Source organism: Flavobacterium sp. Flavsp81, from assembly GCF_059491325.1.
Genome location: NZ_CP168505.1, coordinates 1,275,987 through 1,294,883 on the forward strand (window position 1 = coordinate 1,275,987; position 18,897 = coordinate 1,294,883).

General features: G+C 36.6%; 7 protein-coding genes. 3 read left to right on the plus strand and 4 right to left on the minus strand.

Features of this window, described 5'->3' with window-relative positions:
• Window positions 1-64: 64 nt before the first annotated feature.
• The 4 genes from ACEN92_RS05265 to trxA form a co-directional block, all read right to left on the minus strand.
• Entirely contained in the window at window positions 65-2,734 is a 2,670-nt protein-coding gene (locus ACEN92_RS05265) for a beta-1,3-glucanase family protein (RefSeq protein WP_495641321.1), read from the minus strand.
• Between the two features lie 153 nt (window positions 2,735-2,887).
• Entirely contained in the window at window positions 2,888-6,850 is a 3,963-nt protein-coding gene (locus ACEN92_RS05270) for a family 16 glycosylhydrolase (protein ID WP_495641322.1), read from the minus strand.
• 211 nt (window positions 6,851-7,061) lie between these two features.
• Complete coding sequence (locus tag ACEN92_RS05275) at window positions 7,062-9,989, minus strand: triple tyrosine motif-containing protein (RefSeq protein ID WP_495641323.1); 2,928 nt, start codon at window positions 9,987-9,989, stop codon at window positions 7,062-7,064.
• 441 nt (window positions 9,990-10,430) lie between these two features.
• Window positions 10,431-10,733 carry a thioredoxin gene (gene trxA / locus ACEN92_RS05280; protein WP_495641324.1) on the minus strand — a complete coding sequence of 101 codons (303 nt, stop codon included), beginning with the start codon at window positions 10,731-10,733 and terminating at the stop codon, window positions 10,431-10,433.
• A 975-nt stretch (window positions 10,734-11,708) separates the two neighbouring features.
• Here trxA and ACEN92_RS05285 point away from each other — a divergent pair.
• The 3 genes from ACEN92_RS05285 to ACEN92_RS05295 all read left to right on the plus strand — a co-directional run bounded on the left by ACEN92_RS05285 (window position 11,709) and on the right by ACEN92_RS05295 (window position 18,430).
• On the plus strand, window positions 11,709-12,191 hold the full coding sequence (locus ACEN92_RS05285) for a T9SS type A sorting domain-containing protein (RefSeq protein ID WP_495641325.1): 483 nt from the start codon (window positions 11,709-11,711) through the stop codon (window positions 12,189-12,191).
• 160 nt (window positions 12,192-12,351) lie between these two features.
• Window positions 12,352-15,327 carry a beta strand repeat-containing protein gene (locus ACEN92_RS05290; protein ID WP_495641326.1) on the plus strand — a complete coding sequence of 992 codons (2,976 nt, stop codon included), beginning with the start codon at window positions 12,352-12,354 and terminating at the stop codon, window positions 15,325-15,327.
• Window positions 15,328-15,349: 22 nt separating this feature from the next.
• On the plus strand, window positions 15,350-18,430 hold the full coding sequence (locus ACEN92_RS05295) for a fibrinogen-like YCDxxxxGGGW domain-containing protein (protein ID WP_495641327.1): 3,081 nt from the start codon (window positions 15,350-15,352) through the stop codon (window positions 18,428-18,430).
• Window positions 18,431-18,897: the final 467 nt, after the last annotated feature.

Consider the following 18,897-nt stretch of genomic DNA (forward strand, 5'->3'; position numbering starts at 1 on the left):
ATAATTAAAAGCCTCAAACAATTCTGCTTTTGATCAGAATGTCTGAGGCTTTATTTATTTAAAACTATTTTTTAATGAAACGTTTTGTCGTTTTTTGTCCGTCTTTTTCCAAAACAATCAAATAAACACCAGTTCTTAGATGTGAAACATCTACGCTGTTGCTATTGATTTTTTGGGAGGAAACCGAAACTCCTGTCTGGGCATCTACAATACTCACATTTCCGGAAATTTCTGTTGTAAAGAAAAGCGTACTCTCAACCGGATTCGGATAAATATTTAATGGAGTTTCAATCACAGTTTCTTGTTCTGTAATTTGAGTTGAAGCCGGTTTTATAGTTGAAGCAGCATCTACTTTCGTAATTTTAATCCAGTTGATATTCATTCCGGTATTTTGAATATAGATACCAAAATTGTAAGTTCCCGCGTTTACATTTACTGTTTGAGAAACGGCCTGCCAGTTTTGCCAGCCTCCGGTATTAGGTACATTAACAGTTCCTAACACAATCGTTCCTCCATTCAAATCAGATGATAATTTACCACCTGCTACGGCGCTTGCAACTCTATATTCAATTAGATAAGAACCTGTAGTTGGAAAATTTATACTGTTATAAGCCAGCCAGTCGCCTGTTTCTGTATAACCAACATTTGAACCTCCTCCCGTATCTGTAGTAGCTTCTACCTGAATTCCGTTCATGGCTGAATAATCCTCAGCCTGAATTAAAACAGATGTTTGTGAAGTGGTTGCCGGAACCAGTTTCCATTGTGCGCAAACCTGTCCATTATCCTGCCATTGCTGTACATTAGCACCATTTGCTGTACTTGCTCCTGCCACTTCTACCAATTTACCACTATGTCTGGCAACGATTTTATAAAATCCATCTCCTGTAGCAATCAAGATAAATTGCTGGTTTGGAGTTGCATTGTATGGATATTGCTCAACATTAGCACCGTTATCTTTACTGAAATTATTTACATCCAAAGACTGCCCGCTGTGACTTGCCACAATTTTATACAATCCATCACCTAAATGTGTAAATGTAAATTTCTGATTTGCGTTTGAATTTGCAGTCCCCTGAGCAACATTGGCTCCATTAGATAAACTGGCATTCCAGACATCCATATTTAAATTACTGTTTCTGTTTTGCAAAAAGAAAGTCTGATTTCCTAAAGTCGTAACTCCGTTTGCCAAAATTCGGATAGAAGTAACTTTATCATTCCACGTTGCATTCAAACAAGTATTATCAGAAGTAATCGTTGTTGAAGCTCCTGTAAAATTATCGTCCTGATACAAAATCACCTTAAAACCCTGTGCCACTTTAAGTGACGAAATATCATCGTTCAGAACTCCCAAAGTATTCAAACGGGCCAGATTATAATCACCAATAGTCAATCCTCCGGAAAATCCTGTATAATTACAATCTTTATAAACCGTAATTACATCTGTAGAAGCCGGAATTGAAGGAACCGTTCCTGCATAACCTCCAAAAGCAGCAATTACTTTCGTCGGCTGTGGCGTATGAAGCGATGGCGATTGGTCAGCCACGTCATCATAAGCAAATCCATAAGCCAGATTATCAACACTGATTCCCGGCAAATGCCAGAATTTTGAATAATGATTGGTTGGGTTTACCTGATAAAATTTTGTGGCGTCATACCAATTTTGCTGACCCGGATTTGCAGTTGTAGTATTCACAACATGTCTGTTAATGGCTGCTGTAAGTTGTGCCTGAATCACAAGATCCAAATCGCCGTCAACCAGTCTTCTGTCCAGAACACCTTTTCCTTCCAATGCTTCCTGAGTTGTTGGCCTGTTTTGAACTCTTCCTGTACGGCCAGTAAAACCCCCGGATTGTCCAACCATTTCAAGTTGTTCTCCAATAACACGTCCTTTAAAAACTCCGGCATCTCCTGCATAAAATATCAAATCTTCATTTTTATATTTATTCCAGATAGCATCAATATACGGTTTTAAATAATTCGCCTGAGGTCCTACAGAAGTTCCTCCGGTTCCGTCTGCAAAAGCTGGTGTTTTAGACGGAGCTGTAATTTCGCCGGTTGCTTCATTTACACAACCCTGAAATTCTGATGGCACATTGGCTTTGAAAGCCGCCACAATATCAGCGTGTTTTTTTAATTCACCCACTCGTTTTTGATAACCGTTTGCACCAAATAATTCCAGTCCCATTGGATATTTGTACGAATCCACCCTTGATGGATTTCCGAAGAAACCATATTGATTATTCGTCAATTCGATAATTTCATATAAAATACCCTGATTTGGATCTGTGACGTTCAACGGATTCGGCGAAGTATACCCTGAAGGAGCACCATTAGCTCCAAAAAAGTAAAAATACAGTTGCTGTCCTTTGGCTATAAAAACCCTGCAGCCTGCAATTAAGGGCAGTGTGAAAGTCTTGTTCGGAATTTCGCTTAATTTGGTAAAACAAGCGGCATATTTCGAGTTTTGTCCCGGGCCGGTATTGCCACCAATCGTTGGTCCTGTAACCGTATTGTAAGAAGAACTCATTGGTAAAACCTGACTCGTTTTGGCATTGACCCAAACGTGATTTCCGGTAGTATAATCGATTCCAACAATGGCTACATATAATTCGTTATCATTAAATGTAGAGGTATTGCTGATTGTAAAAGGAATAGCTCCCTGACCGGACATTAAATTTGAAAACACCAGAAACAGTGTCAGAAAAGAAATTTTTGTAAGTTTAATTTTATTCATATGTAGATAATTTTGGGTTACGTAAATAAATCTTAATATCATTTTCGAAATAACTTATTATCCGTCAGGTGCAAATATTTTCTTGAATTTATTTCTAATTTGGGGACATTGAAATAATATTCCAGACAACTTACACCCAATGGATTTTTTATTTTATTGCTTAATCAGTTTTTTAGTCCAGCTTTTTTGATCTGATTTAAAATTCAGAATGTAAATTCCTCTTGACAGCTTGCTAATATCAATTTGACTTTCATTGGCGTTATCGCCTAACTGAGTCTGCCATATCAGTTTCCCTGAATTGTCATAAATCGTAATGATTTTATTATCTAATTTTTCAGGTATTGAAAGCTGAACATAATTGCTGGCAGGATTTGGATACATGGCAAATACTCTGGTTTCTGCTTCAGCTTGTTCAGCAATTACTGCTTTTTTAGCTGTTGATGCCGATCCGTAAGCTTCTATTGTATACAATGAATATCCATAAGGAGCCAGAGCTTTTGCAGTACATAAGATTCTCAGGTATCTTCCTGTTCCACTTACCGTTAAGTCGTCTGTACCTCCATCTCCGGAAGTTTGCGTATTTATCGTTTCGTTTTCTGTAAAGACATTGTCTATAGAAAGCTGCACTTTGTATTGGGTGGCAAAAGCTGCTTCCCATTTTAGTACCACACGGTTGATATTATAATTACTTCCCAAGTCAACATAAATCCATTCTGTTGCATTGGCAAACGAACTTGCCCATCTCGACACAGTTGAATCAGTATCCGTTGCCTGACTGGCGGTGTAAGTAGCATTTTCTTCTGTAGAAGCTGTAGCCGTTTTTCCTAAAGCTAAATTGACATTGATATTTGGAGGCGTATTATTTCTAACAATCACATCGCTGAAAACACCTGTTGTCAAAGTTCCGTTATTATGTGATGTTACTGCCATTCCTACATAAATTGTATTGGCCATTGCAATTGTTCGTGCTGTACCAACCTGAGTCCATGTTGTTCCGTTATCTGATATGTAAGACGTAAATACGTTTCCTGCCCTGACAGTACGAATCCATTTCGGGAAAGTTCCTGCTGCTCCCTGCTGAATTGTTGGCACTGAAACCGCATCTCTCGATAAAAATTCTACTCCTGCTGCAGCCGTAATAGTGGTCATAGCATGTTTAGAAGTTGTCGTAAGCGTTTCACGGAACATCACTCCTGCTTTAGCATACGTATTGGTATCGGTCAATGAAGTTACTCTGGCAATAATTTCTGCATCACCTGTTATCGGTTGGTATACATATTGAAACTGATCACTCGATTCCCAAATATCTGTTCCAGCACCTTTAATGGTAAAAGTTCCATTAGCGTGAGTTGCTTCTCCGGCTGGTGTTACAGCACCCAAATCTGTACTTACCCATGGAGCCGGTAAAGTTGCCGGCGGATTTTCTGTAGAAACTAAATTCAGCGCCCTGATATTATCAAAGAAATAAGTATTTCCGGAACTTGTTCCCGGTTCGAATAAGAATACAAAACGATTTACTTCACTATCCAAAGTCGAAGCATCCGGTGAACTTGCATAGGTAAAAGTTACCGTATGCCATGTATTGGTTTGTTTTACAACTCCCTGATAAACGCTGTGTCTTCCTGCTGGAAAATTAGACGGAATAGAAGCATTGCTTTCTGCCTGCCAGGATATTATTGATCCAACCGGCGCAGATGTATAGATATCCATAGCGAATTTTTTTGTTCCGTTTTTGAAGTCTGCAATATTAGTTAAAGTTGTATTGAATGAAAAGTTATCATACAACTCGGTCGATTTTCTAACATATTTCCCAACATTTGAAGAAGTATTGATTCCTGTCGCACTTGGATTTACAGTATTTGGAGTATAGGTTCCAATGGCATCCCTAAACGTAATATTGTGTGTATTTTGGTAATCTTCGTAAATTACTCCAGGCGTAAAAGTATCCGGAAGTTTGGTAGTACCAATTCTGATATTATCAAAATAATACGTATCGCTTGTGTAGGAACCTGAGTTAAACAATAAAACCATTTGGTTGATTGCCAGATTGGAAGTTCCTAAATCCGGACTTGCATTGTAATAAAAAGTCAATGTTTCCCATTGATTTTGTTTAGTGGTAATCGCCACATAATTACTGTTTCTTCCCGTTGGAAAATTGGTGGGAAGTGATGTTGCACTGTTTTCCAGATTCATACTTACTACAGTTCCAATTGGCGCCGAAGTGTAAACATCAATCATGATTTTATTGGTTTGGTTTTTCAATAAACCGGCATCTTCGATCGTGCTTTGTGCATTAAAGAAAAGAACATCATATTGTTCCGTTACATTTCGAACATATCTCGCCACATTGGCAGAACTGTTAACTGAATTAGAACCCGGATTTGCTACCACAGAATACGTTCCGGTAGTAGTTCCTTTAATAATTCTATTGGTATCGTCATAATTCAGTAAAACATCTGTTGCGATAACTGGCTTTTCAGGTGCTGCTTTCGTAAGGAGATTATCAAAATAATAAGTAGCTCCTGAATTCGAATTCGATTCGAAAAGGAAAACAACGGTGTTAATGGTTAAAGCACTTGTGTTTGGATCGATTACTTTTTCAAATTCAAATTCAATCGTTTCCCATTTGTTTTGTACGGTAGTCGTGGCTTTGTAACCGCTATGTCTTCCTGACGGAAAATTAATGGCTGTTGTTACCAGACTGTTTTCAAGCTGCATGGAAATTTTAGTCCCAACCGGTGCAGAAGTATAGATATCAAAAGAAATCTTTTTTCTGCCGTAAACATAATCATTGGCATTAGAGATTACTACGTTTTTGATATTTATCACATCATATAACTCGGATGAGTTGCGGACATATCTCCCTACCAATGTAGAAGTATTAATTCCCGTCGCCGAAGGATTCGCAACAGCTTCTGTCAGAACTCCCGTTTTATTTCCGTAAACAATATTTCGGTTTGATTGAAAGTCTTCCTGAATCTTTTCTACCGGCAAAGGCACTTCTGTAGTGACAGCTAGTTTATATGTATTGGCAGCGCATCCCGAAACAGTAGTAGCTACGGCAACATCTCCCCCGGATGTTCCCCAGTTTACTGTAATTGTGTTAGTACCTTGTCCTGACGTAATTGTCGCTCCCGTAGGAACTGTCCAATTATAAGCGGCTCCGGAAATAGCATTTATAGAGTATGTTTTATTTGTTTCGTTATTATATACTTTGGCATCTCCCAAAACGCCGTATGTAAAACTGCCACTGTAAACACGAACATAATCAACCTGCATTTTTGCCGGAAAATCAGCCGGAATTGGCTCAACTCCAGCACCATTAACACTTGTATAAGGTGTTCCTAAACTTCCAACAGCTAAATTTAAAATAATATAAAACTGCTGATCATTAAAAGGCCATCCCCCATTTACAGTCGTATTTGGCGTAGCCGTATGAAATAAATTTCCGTCAATAAACCATTTTATGATATTTGGTCCCCATTCTACCGCATATACATGAAATTCGTTGGATAAATCAGTTGGCGAAGTATAACTTCTACCGGTATAATGATAACCTCCACCATCGTAATGAATTGTACCGTCTATGGATTTTGGATTCCTGTGTTTGGCTTCCATAATATCAATTTCACCAGTGTATGGCCAATTTGCTGTGCCTGCCGGTAGCATCCAGAAAGCAGGCCATGCTCCCATTCCGGTTGATAACTTCATACGGGCTTCAATCCTTCCGTATTTGATGGCGTATTTTCCTTCCGTAGTTAATTTTGCAGAAGCATACGGCTGTTGAGGAAATTGTGAATTAGGTTCGTATTTGGCCTGAATATTCAAATAGCTGTTGGTTCCTTCTTTAACAATGGTTGCCTGATTAGGATCATAACGCTGTGCCTCAGCATTTCCGAATCCGCAAAGCGAAGGGCAGCCGTTTCCGGAAATACTTTGCCATTTGGTTAAATCTACGGTTGTGCCATTAAATTCATCTGCCCAAATAAGCGTATTACATTGCGCTTGGGTTTTCAATAATGGCAACAATAGCATAAATGCCAAAATGGTAATTTTTTTTAAATAATGGTAATTTGATTTCGGTGGTCGGCCGAAGACAGAGTTTTTTTGTTTCATTTTTTTAGTTTTTATTAGTAAAGTGCTATTGGTTAAATAAAATAAACTCCGAAAAAATGGATTATTATTTTACCAATAATTGCCAATATTAACAAATAAACTAAGTAAAATCTGTATTTTACTATACGGTTTGACTACGGTGTTAATAAAAAAATGTAATCTTAAACCCTCAGAAAAGTAAAACTGCCTGGGATTTTACTTAATAATAAAACTAAAAATTTAAAATAAATTCAGTGATGTTGGCATCGGATGGAAGCTGAAGTTTTTTTCGGATACGGTAACGGGTATCTTCAACCCCTCTGACAGAAATTCCCAAAAGCGGAGCAATTTCCTTAGTATTGAAATTCATTCGCAAGTAAGCGCACAATCTCATATCACGAGGCGTTAATTCCGGATAGCTTGTTTTGAGTCTCTGCATAAAATTATCATGCAGCTGATTGAAGATTTCCTCAAACTCATCCCAGTGTTTATCTCCCTGCAATTCGTGATCTATCAATTTGTTTATTTTGGTTAATAAACTGAAGTTCACATTAACATCATTCTTCCTGTCAATCTGGCTAATCAATTCTTTTATCGAAAGGAGAATTTCATTTAAATGGATGAGGTTGACAGTATTTGAAGCCACTTTTGCATTTTTTAAATTAATTGTAGATTCCAGGTTATCGCGCATAATGGCCATATTTTCCTGTTCTAAAGCGAGTTTTTGCTCGTTTAATTCGGCACGATTTCGCAACAGTTCTTTTTCCTGATTGAGAATTAATTGTTCACGGTCCCGCTCTGCAATATTTTTTTGATTTTTTATAATGGCGTAAATCAAAGTGCAAAAAAGCAGTAAATACAGTATATAAGACCAGATAGTACGGTACCAGGGTGGTGAAATCTCAAATTTAAAAACAGCTTCTTCGCTTACAACATCATATATATTTTTTGCCCTTACGTGAAAAACATATTCATTTTCAGGCAGATTGGTATATTCTTTTTCAGTTTGAAGGCTCCAATCCGACCATTTGGGTTCAAAACCTTCCAGCCAATATTCGTATTTTGTCGCATCGGTTTCATCGTAATGCAGAGATGCAAATGCAAAATGCAGTGCGTTATTCGAATATGATAAAACGGGAGAAAATTCTTCTCCTGATTTAATATTGGCAGGAAGCACATTAAACCTGTTTGAAAAGAGCAGGCTATCCTTGGGAAAAATACTTTTAACTTCTGAAATTACGGCTTTGTACTTCGACTGATAAAGTTTGTTTTTGGCTACGTTATAATGAATTAATCCATTTTGTGTACCAAAAAAGACATCTCCATTTGTGGTGGTCTGGATATTTTCGAAACCCGGAATATATAAATACCTTAGTTTTCTAAAAGGCAATTCTTCTAAATGTAAATTCCCTTGTTTTCTCCGGTTTATTTTTCCTGTATTTTCTCCCGAAACATACCATGTGTTATTTTGATTATCTGCTTTCAATAAACGAATATGGTTTTCCATACCGAGATATTTCTTAAAAACCGGATCCGGAATCATTTTTCCTGAAGCTACATCTTGTTTGTAAACCCCTTTCGTTGTTCCAAAAAGAATCTCATTATCAATTTTGAAAGTATTCAGAAACAAACTCGAAGGAAAACCATCTGCCTGATTATAGAATATAATGTTTGAAACGGCGTCGAATGTTGCATTGAACCTAATTTTATAAATTCCCTTGTATCCATGTGCTATCCAGATATTTCCTTCTTTATCCGTTTCTATTATCCGACTGCTTTCACCAAAGCCTTTAATTTTGTTTTGAAACACCCATAATCCCTTTATATTCTTTAATAAATATAATCCGGTGTAACCGCCAACAAGCAATAAATCAGGATTTTCAGGGATAATTATACCCTTCCACGCTCCATCCGTTTTGGCTACTAATTTTGCCGAATTACCGGAAATTTCAAATACACCATTCTTTTCAAAAGCCAAAAGGGAACTGCCAAAAAAACCAATATTCCACACATTTTCAGACATTCCGGTAATGTGTTGAAAATGTGCATTTTCACGCTTTCCACTTTTATAAGCTTCCCAATCAATCCAGAATAAACCATTGTCTGTACCGATATACAATTTATTTTGATAAATGTGGCTACAGTATATTTTTGTTTCCGAATTTGATACATCCAATATTCTTGACAGTGGTGAAGAAATCTGGATCAATGAAATCCCTTCTTTCATCGTTACCCACAAATTGCCCTCCTTATCAGTTTTAAGATTGGTTACATATTCATTCTGCAGGCCCATCTGCCTGTTGATATGCTGAATCAATTCTCCTGAACTATTCATTATTATCAATCCGGATTGACGTGTTCCGATTCCAAAATAACCATCAGAAAGCTGAATTGCAACTGTAATTTGATTTTGTTTGAGCAAATAATCCGCTTCTGTTGCAAAAGGCTGTATTTGATTATTTTTATAAATAAAAAATCCTTTTTTCTGTGTGAGAAGTAATAAACCTTTTTTTGTTTGAAATATTTTACTAATCTTCATTCCTGAAAATTGTGCACTATTCGGAATTGCTTTCAGAATATCATTGTCGAGTTTCAGTAAACCTTTTGTATTATCTGACACATAAATATCTTTGTTGACTTCATAAAAATCATCAAAATTAGTTTCGGAAAAGATGACTTTGATTTTGTTGTTTTTATAAATAAATATTCTGTCATTAGTAAAGAAAACGACATCACTTTTACGGGCAACGGTATGGAATACATCTCCTAAATTTCTGGCGCCATCCGGAATTAATTTTACTAAAGAAGTATATTTATACTGTCCGTTTGCCAGCTGAACCGTATATCCAAACTCGCCCTGGGCTCCAACATATATTTTATTTTTTTTATCAATCGCCAGAGAGCGAACCATACTTCTGTTTTCAGGCTGCAAAACAATACTCCATCTCACACCATCAAACTGCATAATTCCGAAATGATTCGCAAAAAACATCATTCCCCTGGAATCCTGGAGAACATCCCAGTTTTCTGAAGCAGCCTTATAGGTTTTCGGGTTATAATTAGTGATAAAGGGGACTCCGATTTTTTTAATTTGGGCATTAAGAATTGGAGGAATAAGCGATATTACTAGAAATAAAATTCTAATTATAAATTTCGTCATTTGTTTTATATGTAGGTTATTTTGTGATTTGGGAATCACATTAAACAGCATCTTGGGGAGAAGCCATTTTTATCACAGCATTCTACTTTCATGCAAATTGAAAATAGAATATTGAAAATCAAATATATATATTTTTTTTAAATGCAACAAATTACATTAATTACTAAAATATAATAATATATTTTTCAAATTAAATCGTCATCAAATTGCTAAAAGTTTTTGAGTAATAAATAATACTTTAAAGGAAAATTATTATATTTTTTTAAAAAAATTGCTGTAAAGCAGTTAAAATTGGGGTTCAAAAATAAACAAGGCAAGAAAAGTAAACCTTTAGTTCCACACCAAATAAAAAACCGCACAAAGTTGTGATGCAATTAGAAGAATAGTTAAAAAAACAGCCTGTTAATTCTGCTTGCAGACACACCTGTTCATACTAAACTATTAATTAGATTTCTCCAGTATTATCTTTATTATCTCATCCTTTGACAATACACCGGACTGGCGCCACAGCTGTTTTCCGTTTTGGAATAACATTATCGTTGGAACACTTCTAACATTATAGGAAGCTGCAATTTCCTGGTTTTTATCTATATCAATTTTAATAATGGAAATACGTTCGCCCAAACTGTCTTTTACCTGTTTCAAGACAGGACTAAGTACTTGACATGGACCACACCATGTAGCATAAAAATCAATCAATACAGGTGTTTTTGCATTAATTATTTCATTAAAACGTGCATTCATAAAATTATTTTTAAGTAATAAAAGCGCAATAAATATTACTAAATTCAGTAAAACCAATAAAACATTTTTGCTATTTAAATTAGTTATTCTAAAGCATAAATGAAAATTATAATTTCTGGCGAATCTAAATCCCAGATCTTAAAAGCCATCTTCATACAAAAATAATCAATTTATTATTGGCTTAAAAGAAGAACACCATATATAAAATCATATTGCTTCATCGAAAAATATGTTGATCATGCTCGTTGGTTTATCATCATTTTATATACCAATCCGAGATATTAAATTTAATAGACCCATAAAGCCACGGGAACTAAGGTCATATAATACAACTTGCCATAAATTCAAACATCGTAAGCGAAATAATGTTGCCGAGCAATTCAAATAATAATTCCACATTCTATAAAAGAAATATCAAATGGTCCGGAATATTCCAAGAATCAATTTGACTTCCGTCAGCCTCCAATAAAGAAGCCTGATTGTAAGCAGTTCATTTTATGAATATAAAAATCCTGTAATATAGAAAACTTTACATTATATCAGTATTCACTTTATTGCTGACAGTCTGCTATTCTATCTCTTTTTTTTCATGGAATAACCCTTAATAAGTGTTTCGACAGCCATCCACGGCCGATTAACCCGAAAAAACGAATTACCACCGCTTTCCAGAATTTTTGACGCCATTACCACCTATTAGGGCATAATTTTTAAAAAATCCGTATAAATACCTTTCTTTATATCTAATTACTCTTTATTCATTATATCCTGTAATTTTTATCATTTTAATAAAATTAAACATTTTAATCAAAGAATTCAGAAAATATTTGTCTCATCAATTTTTGAAAACCGGTAAAAATCTTACAAAAAAAATACAAAAAGTCTTACTAATTACTAAAATATATATTTAATCAGATTTTTTTCACATTCGTTTGATTTATTAATTAACTTAGCTAATAATCCTTAAATAGCAGTTATATGAGATATATATTTTTATTTTTTTCAACAGCTTTTTATGGACAAATATTACACCATCAAATGCTTTCTTCACAAGGAAAATCAATAAAGACAGCTGATGGTCTGATGGTACAACAAACTATTGGCCAACAAAGTCTTACAGGCTCTGCTATTAATAAAGATTATATTGTAATACACGGATTTCAACAAAGCTTTTGGTATAAATATATCAATGCAAATAATGTAGATCCTATCGAGAATATTAAAATAGTAACTTATCCTAACCCATTTACAGAAAATATTAATTTCCAATTTTCAAAAACTATCAATGATATTGTATCTATTTATGTTTTTGATTCATCAGGACGTTTAGTTTACGAACAAAAGAAAAATGCCATCAATAATATTCTGACTATTAATTTGGCAAAATTGCCGACCTCTGGGTATCTAATACGATTAAACGCTGTTAATCTCAATTACTATACTAAAATTATCAAACAATAAAAAAACCAGCTAATTTATTAGGAGCATAATTTAAATGTTTTCTCACTAATAGAATCTGATATATATTTAAAAAGTATAGATCATTTAAAATAGCTCTCTAAATATATCCTGCCTTTAATCCGAATCAAATTCTATTTGCATTTATTTAATATAAAAAATTATGAAAAAGATAACTTTACTTTTACTCTTATTTGTTTCATCTATAATTTATTCTCAAACAAATGGAATAACTTATCAGGCTGTTATTATAAATCCTAACGGAGGAAAAATACCGGGGACAAATATCAATACCCCATTGGCAAATAAAAATATTTGTTTACAATTCACAATTGTAGATGCCGGATCCAGTATGGAATATCAAGAAACGATAAACACATCAACTGATGAGTTTGGTATGGTAAATACCATTATTGGGTCGGGTAATCAATCAGCAGGTTATGCATCATCGTTTTCAAATATATATTGGAGTGTTAATCAAAAAAGTCTGAAAGTAGCATTGGATGTAAATGGCCAATGTTCAAATTTTGTAGAAATCAGCAATCAGCCTTTTACTTCAGTTCCTTCTGCTTTTTCTGCAATAAATGCTGAAAACGTTATAGGAATTGTCCCAATTGGAAATGGAGGAACTAATGCTGCAACAGTTATTGGTGCAAAGACAAATTTAGCACTTGAAAATATTGACAATACAAGTGATTTGAATAAACCAATTAGTTTAGCTGCCCAAACTGCACTAAATCTGAAAGAGGATTTTTTTAATAAAAGCACAGATCTAACGATTGATGGTACTTCAAATATAAAATACCCTACTGTAAAATCTGTTAAAACCTATATTGACACAAATTCATCAATTGGATTAATGGCGATAGCAGCAGAAGTAACTCGTGCCACAACGGCTGAAAGTGTGCTGACAACAGCTTTGGCAACCGAGACCGACGCAAGGACCAATTCTGATACCACATTAACAAATGATTTGGCAACAGAAACTACAAGGGCAACAACAGCTGAAAGCGCTTTGGCGACAGCTCTGGCAACAGAGACAACCGCAAGAACCAATGCCGACGCTACATTAACGGCAAATCTGACAGCAGAAACCGCAAGGGCAACAACAGCAGAAAGTGTTTTGACAACAGCTTTGGCAACCGAGGCCACTGCAAGAACCAATGCCGACGCTACATTAACGGCAAATCTGACAGCAGAAAGCGCAAGGGCAACAACAGCAGAAAGCGCTTTGACAACTGATCTGGCAACCGAAAATACAAGAGCTACAACAGCTGAAAGCGCTTTGGTGACAGCTTTGGCAACCGAGACCGACGCAAGGACCAATTCTGATACCACATTAACAAATGATTTGGCAACAGAAACTACAAGGGCAACAACAGCTGAAAGCGCTTTGGCGACAGCTCTGGCAACAGAGACAACCGCAAGAACCAATGCCGACGCTACATTAACGGCAAATCTGACAGCAGAAACCGCAAGGGCAACAACAGCAGAAAGTGATCTGACAACTGATCTGGCAACCGAAAATACAAGAGCTACAACAGCTGAAAGCGCTTTGGCGACAGCTTTGGCAACCGAGGCCAATGCAAGAACCAATGCCGACGCTACATTAACGGCAGATCTGACAGCAGAAACCGCAAGGGCAACAACAGCAGAAAGAGCTTTGACAACTGATTTGGCTACCGAAAATACAAGAGCTACAACAGCTGAAAGCGCTTTGGCAATAGCTTTGGCAACCGAGACCGACGCAAGGACCAATTCTGATACCACATTAACAAATGATTTGGCAACAGAAAGCGCAAGGGCAACAACAGCAGAAAGTGTTTTGACAACTGATCTGGCAACCGAGGCCACTGCAAGAACCAATGCCGACGCTACATTAACGGCAGATCTGACAGCAGAAACCGCAAGGGCAACAACAGCAGAAAGCGCTTTGACAACTGATCTGGCAACCGAGGCCGCTGCAAGAACCAACGCCGTTGCTACATTAACGGCAGATCTGACAGCAGAAACCGCAAGGGCAACAACAGCAGAAAATGCTCTGACAACTGATCTGGCAACAGAGACAACCGCAAGAACCAATGCCGATGCTACATTAACGGCTGATCTGACAGCAGAAGCTACAAGAGCCACAGCGGCTGAAAGTGTGCTGGCAACTGATCTGGCAACCGAGGCCACTGCAAGAACCAATTCTGATACCACATTAACAAATGATTTGGCAACAGAAACTACAAGGGCAACAACAGCAGAAAGTACTCTGACAACAGCTTTGGCAACCGAGGCCAATGCAAGAACCAATGCCGACGCTACGTTAACGGCAGATCTGACAGCAGAAACCGCAAGGGCAACAACAGCAGAAAGTGCTTTGGCAACTGATCTGGCAACCGAAAATACAAGAACTACAACAGCTGAAAGCGCTTTGGCGACAGCTTTGGCAACCGAGACCGACGCAAGGACCAATTCTGATACCACATTAACAAATGATTTGGCAACAGAAACTACAAGGGCAACAACAGCAGAAAGCGCTTTGACAACTGATCTGGCAACTGAGGCCAATGCAAGAACCAATGCCGATGCCGCATTAACAGCAGATCTGACAGCAGAAACCGCAAGGGCAACAACAGCAGAAAGTGCTTTGACAACTGATCTGGCAACTGAGGCCAATGCAAGAACCAATGCCGATGCCGCATTAACAGCAGATCTGACAGCAGAAACCGCAAGGGCAACAACAGCAGAAAGTGTTTTGACAACTGATCTGGCAACAGAAACTACAAGGGCAACTCTAACTGAAGCGACAAAAGAAGATTTAGCTAATAAAAGTACTGATGGAACATTTGACTCAGATTCTGATGTAAAATTTCCAACCGAAAAAGCTACAAAAACTTATGTTGATACGCAGGTAGCTTCTAATTTAGTTAGAGAATTAACTGATGAATTTAGTTCAGTTATTTCACAAACAGAATTCACTTTAAATCAAATTCCTTCAATTAATAGTAAAGTTAAAATGTATATCAATGGAATTCGGATCAGTAATTCTGCTTATAGCTTAAGTGGAACTACATTAACTTATATTCCTTCCAATAATGGTTCCTACATATTAACTGTAAGTGATAGAATTCAGTTTGATTATTTTTATTAATAACTTCTAATAAAATTATACTATGAAGTTTTATAAAAAAATATTTTGTCATCTTCTTATTTTTGCCAGCCTTCAGGGATTTGCACAAAACACTTTAGACAATTTAGGACTAACGAGCAGCACACCTGCAGCAGTAGCCTATAGTTTGAGAAAATTAAGTAGTTCTTATACTGGCAATGCTATACAAGTGCGTCGCAGCAGCGATGATACCACTGAGGAAATTGGTTTTGATAATAACGGAGATTTAGACACAAGTGCCTTATTAACTTTTGTAAATGGAGATAATGGTTATGTGAGTATTTGGTATGACCAGAGTGGAAATGCCAGAGACATGATTAAAACTGATTATAATTTTCAGCCACAAATAGTATTCTCTGGGGCTTTGAAATTAATTAGTTTAAGAGCTACAATTGATTTTTCAGGAAATAAAGGGTTGGTTTATACAGGTTCACTAAATTTATTTAGTATTTCGACAGTTATAAAATCCGAATCTGCAATATGGCCCAGTTTTCATTCTATATTAGATGCTACTCCTAGAATTGGAGGAATATTGACATCAGGAGGCACTAACTTTTGGCAGGATTTATCACAGCTTGGCATATGGAAAAATGGTATTTCAAAAACAACTTCAGAATCTCTGTCACCTGTTGACCAGGCAATGATTTTATCAATTAGCTCACAGACTCACAATGTAAATCAAATATTCATCGGAAATTATGACGGCGGCGGCGATGGTGGTTCTATTTTAGAAACAGAAGCTATAGCGTTCTCTTCTTTGATTTCTAATAATGACCGGCTACAGTTAGAGTGTAGTCAGGGAGATTATTATGCTATTTCAACAAACTGTAATACTATAGTCAATGTACAACCATCATCAGCCAGTCATTCTGAATGTATGGGAAATTCAGCAACTCCTTTAACGGTAGAAGCTTCTGGCATTAATCTAACTTATCAATGGTATAGTAATACTACAGCCAGTACTATTGGGGGAACACTTATTAATGGTGCTAACAGTAATTCTTTCATCCCTCCTACTGTAGTTACAGGGACTACTTATTTTTATGTCGAAATATCAGGCTCATACGGAGCACCAATAACGAGTACTGTTTCAGGTGCTGTTATTGTAGATGCCATGCCTTTGGTTAGTATTAACCCCGCCACAGTCACCATTAATTCAGGAGATTCAGTAACACTCACAGCCTCCGGGGCGAGTAGTTATACATGGGGATTTAATAATGCCACCCCTTTGGATAAAGTATCCGGCTATAAATTAGCGGTAGGATTACGACTTTTAAGAACCGCCTATTCCGGTAATGCAATCCGCTTGAGAAGAGCGAATGATGATATGGAAGCTGATTTTGGATTTTCAGGAACGAATTTGAATACAGCCGCTATAACTGCCTGGTTAAATGGATCAACCGGCTATTGTGTAAAACTATATGATCAGTCAGGTAACGGGAATGACATGATTGCATCCTATAATGGTGCACAGCCATTATATGTTTTTGATGGTTTAAATAATAAACCTGTATTAAGATTCAACACCAGTCAAAATCTAAAGAACAACGTAAATTTTACTCCACCCTATACTGTTATTTATGCCGGAAAACAAACCGGCCCTAACAGGGGCAGAGTATTAAATGCCAATAATAACTGGTTACTGGGATGGTGGGGAGGCAATAAAAGTCAGGCTCATTTTGATGGTTGGGTTTCACAGCCAGGTGGTATTACTGCGGATAATGATCCGTATGTTTATACAGGAACAGGAAATGGCAGTGAATCAGCCTTTTTTGAAAATGGAGTTTCTAAGACTGTCTCACAAAATGGCGGTTTGTCAGGACCAAACGGTTTAAGAATTAATGACAGTGAATCTTCAGATGCTGATGTTGCAGAGGTTTTTGTTTTTGATTCGGTATTATCAACTAATGACAGATTAGCTGTCGAGAAAAGTTCAGCTTCTTATTATGAAATTTATGGAGGAGGATTTTTAGCCAACACCCCATCAATTATACTGTCACCAATAGAAACCACTACTTATGATTTATTAGGATACTCAGCTAATGAAGGCTGTTCGGTATCCAATACCGTAACAGTGACGGTACTAAAAAGCCCCAATTTAAATAATTTTAATTCGCAGATTAAAACCTATTTTGATAGCTTTTATACAATTTCACCTCCAGGCAGTGATAGTATTGGCGCTATTACATATAGCAGCAGTAATACAGCAGTAGCAACAATTAGTGGTACAACAGTTACTATAACAGGACCAGGAATGACCACGATTACAGCTACTCAGGCAGGCAATGCCACACACTATGGTGATACTATAACTGCCGATTTGACTGTAAATGCTATTTCTGCTTTGACCAAAAACGGTAGGGTTTCGACTTCTGATTTTAATTACGTTAATAAAAATGGGGCTTTGGCCACAAGCAATTCATTGACTATTAACGGACAAATAATAGCTGTTAAGTCTAATGATGGATTATCAGCAGCATCGGCCGGGACAAGTGCTTCACAAATAAAAAGTGATTTCCCGGGAGCCACAGATGGATTATACTGGATTAAAAACTCAAATATAAATGGTGGTAATCCTTTTCAGATTTATGCCGATATGACTACTGATGGCGGTGGATGGACCTTGATATTATGTAATAACAATCCCTCAGGATGGGATGCAGACAATGCTATTTTAAGAAATGAAACTGCCCCTACTACTAATGGACAATATTCAATCATAGCATATGCGGATTATCTTAAAAAGAGCCCAAGCGGTTTTCAATACATGATAGATGCAACTGCCAGAGGGCATTGGGGTGGAATCTGGACAGCTAATCAAGCCTATAGTTTTGTTAAGACAGATAATACTCAAAACAATATTACATTAAATACTAAATTTGATTCATGGTCTTATCAAGACAGTGGAATAGAAGAAATAATGCCCTGGTATTCACCTGGTGCTTGCGGGACCATTACAACAAGTAACGATTCTAATGGGAACTGGTGGGGAACTTTAGTATCTGTTTGTGGTTTTAATCCTGCGCCGTGGTTTGGTTGTTGCGGTAATTCAGATCCGGGCATTATTTGGTATTGGGTAAGATAATAGGCTAAATCCAAATTATTCCTGTATCCAATATTTTGCTGGCATAAAGGGAGTCAAGTGCTGGTTGAAACAGGATAAAAAATGAAAAGTTAAAAATAAGGAAGAGCAGCAAAACAATAAGTGAGGCTAATCTTATTTGCCTTTGGACTGCAATTAAACAAATCGATTCTGGTCCAGAATAATAGTCCACCACCAAATTGTTGAACACTTATCAATTCAATTAGACTTGAAATCCTCCTTATTTCTTAAGACTGTTTAAAAGAAGGATGAGACTATGTTTAGGCATCAACTAAACAGAGAAAGTTTGTAATTGAATTTACTCAATTTCCCCACAGAAAAGACATGTCTCGTGAAAAAGTAAATATTATTAAATAATAAAAAACAAAAAAATGATTTAAAATACTAATAATAAATATTTTAAATCATTTTATTCATGTTTTACTTTTAAATACTATCCAATGTTTTGA

What these genes read in the sequence shown, in the direction of transcription:
- ACEN92_RS05265 (WP_495641321.1), bottom strand. Translation starts at nt 2,734, where the DNA reads ATGAATAAAATTAAACTTACAAAAATTTCTTTTCTGACACTGTTTCTG.
- ACEN92_RS05270 (WP_495641322.1), bottom strand. Translation starts at nt 6,850, where the DNA reads ATGAAACAAAAAAACTCTGTCTTCGGCCGACCACCGAAATCAAATTAC.
- ACEN92_RS05275 (WP_495641323.1), bottom strand. Translation starts at nt 9,989, where the DNA reads ATGACGAAATTTATAATTAGAATTTTATTTCTAGTAATATCGCTTATT.
- trxA (WP_495641324.1), bottom strand. Translation starts at nt 10,733, where the DNA reads ATGAATGCACGTTTTAATGAAATAATTAATGCAAAAACACCTGTATTG.
- ACEN92_RS05285 (WP_495641325.1), top strand. Translation starts at nt 11,709, where the DNA reads ATGAGATATATATTTTTATTTTTTTCAACAGCTTTTTATGGACAAATA.
- ACEN92_RS05290 (WP_495641326.1), top strand. Translation starts at nt 12,352, where the DNA reads ATGAAAAAGATAACTTTACTTTTACTCTTATTTGTTTCATCTATAATT.
- ACEN92_RS05295 (WP_495641327.1), top strand. Translation starts at nt 15,350, where the DNA reads ATGAAGTTTTATAAAAAAATATTTTGTCATCTTCTTATTTTTGCCAGC.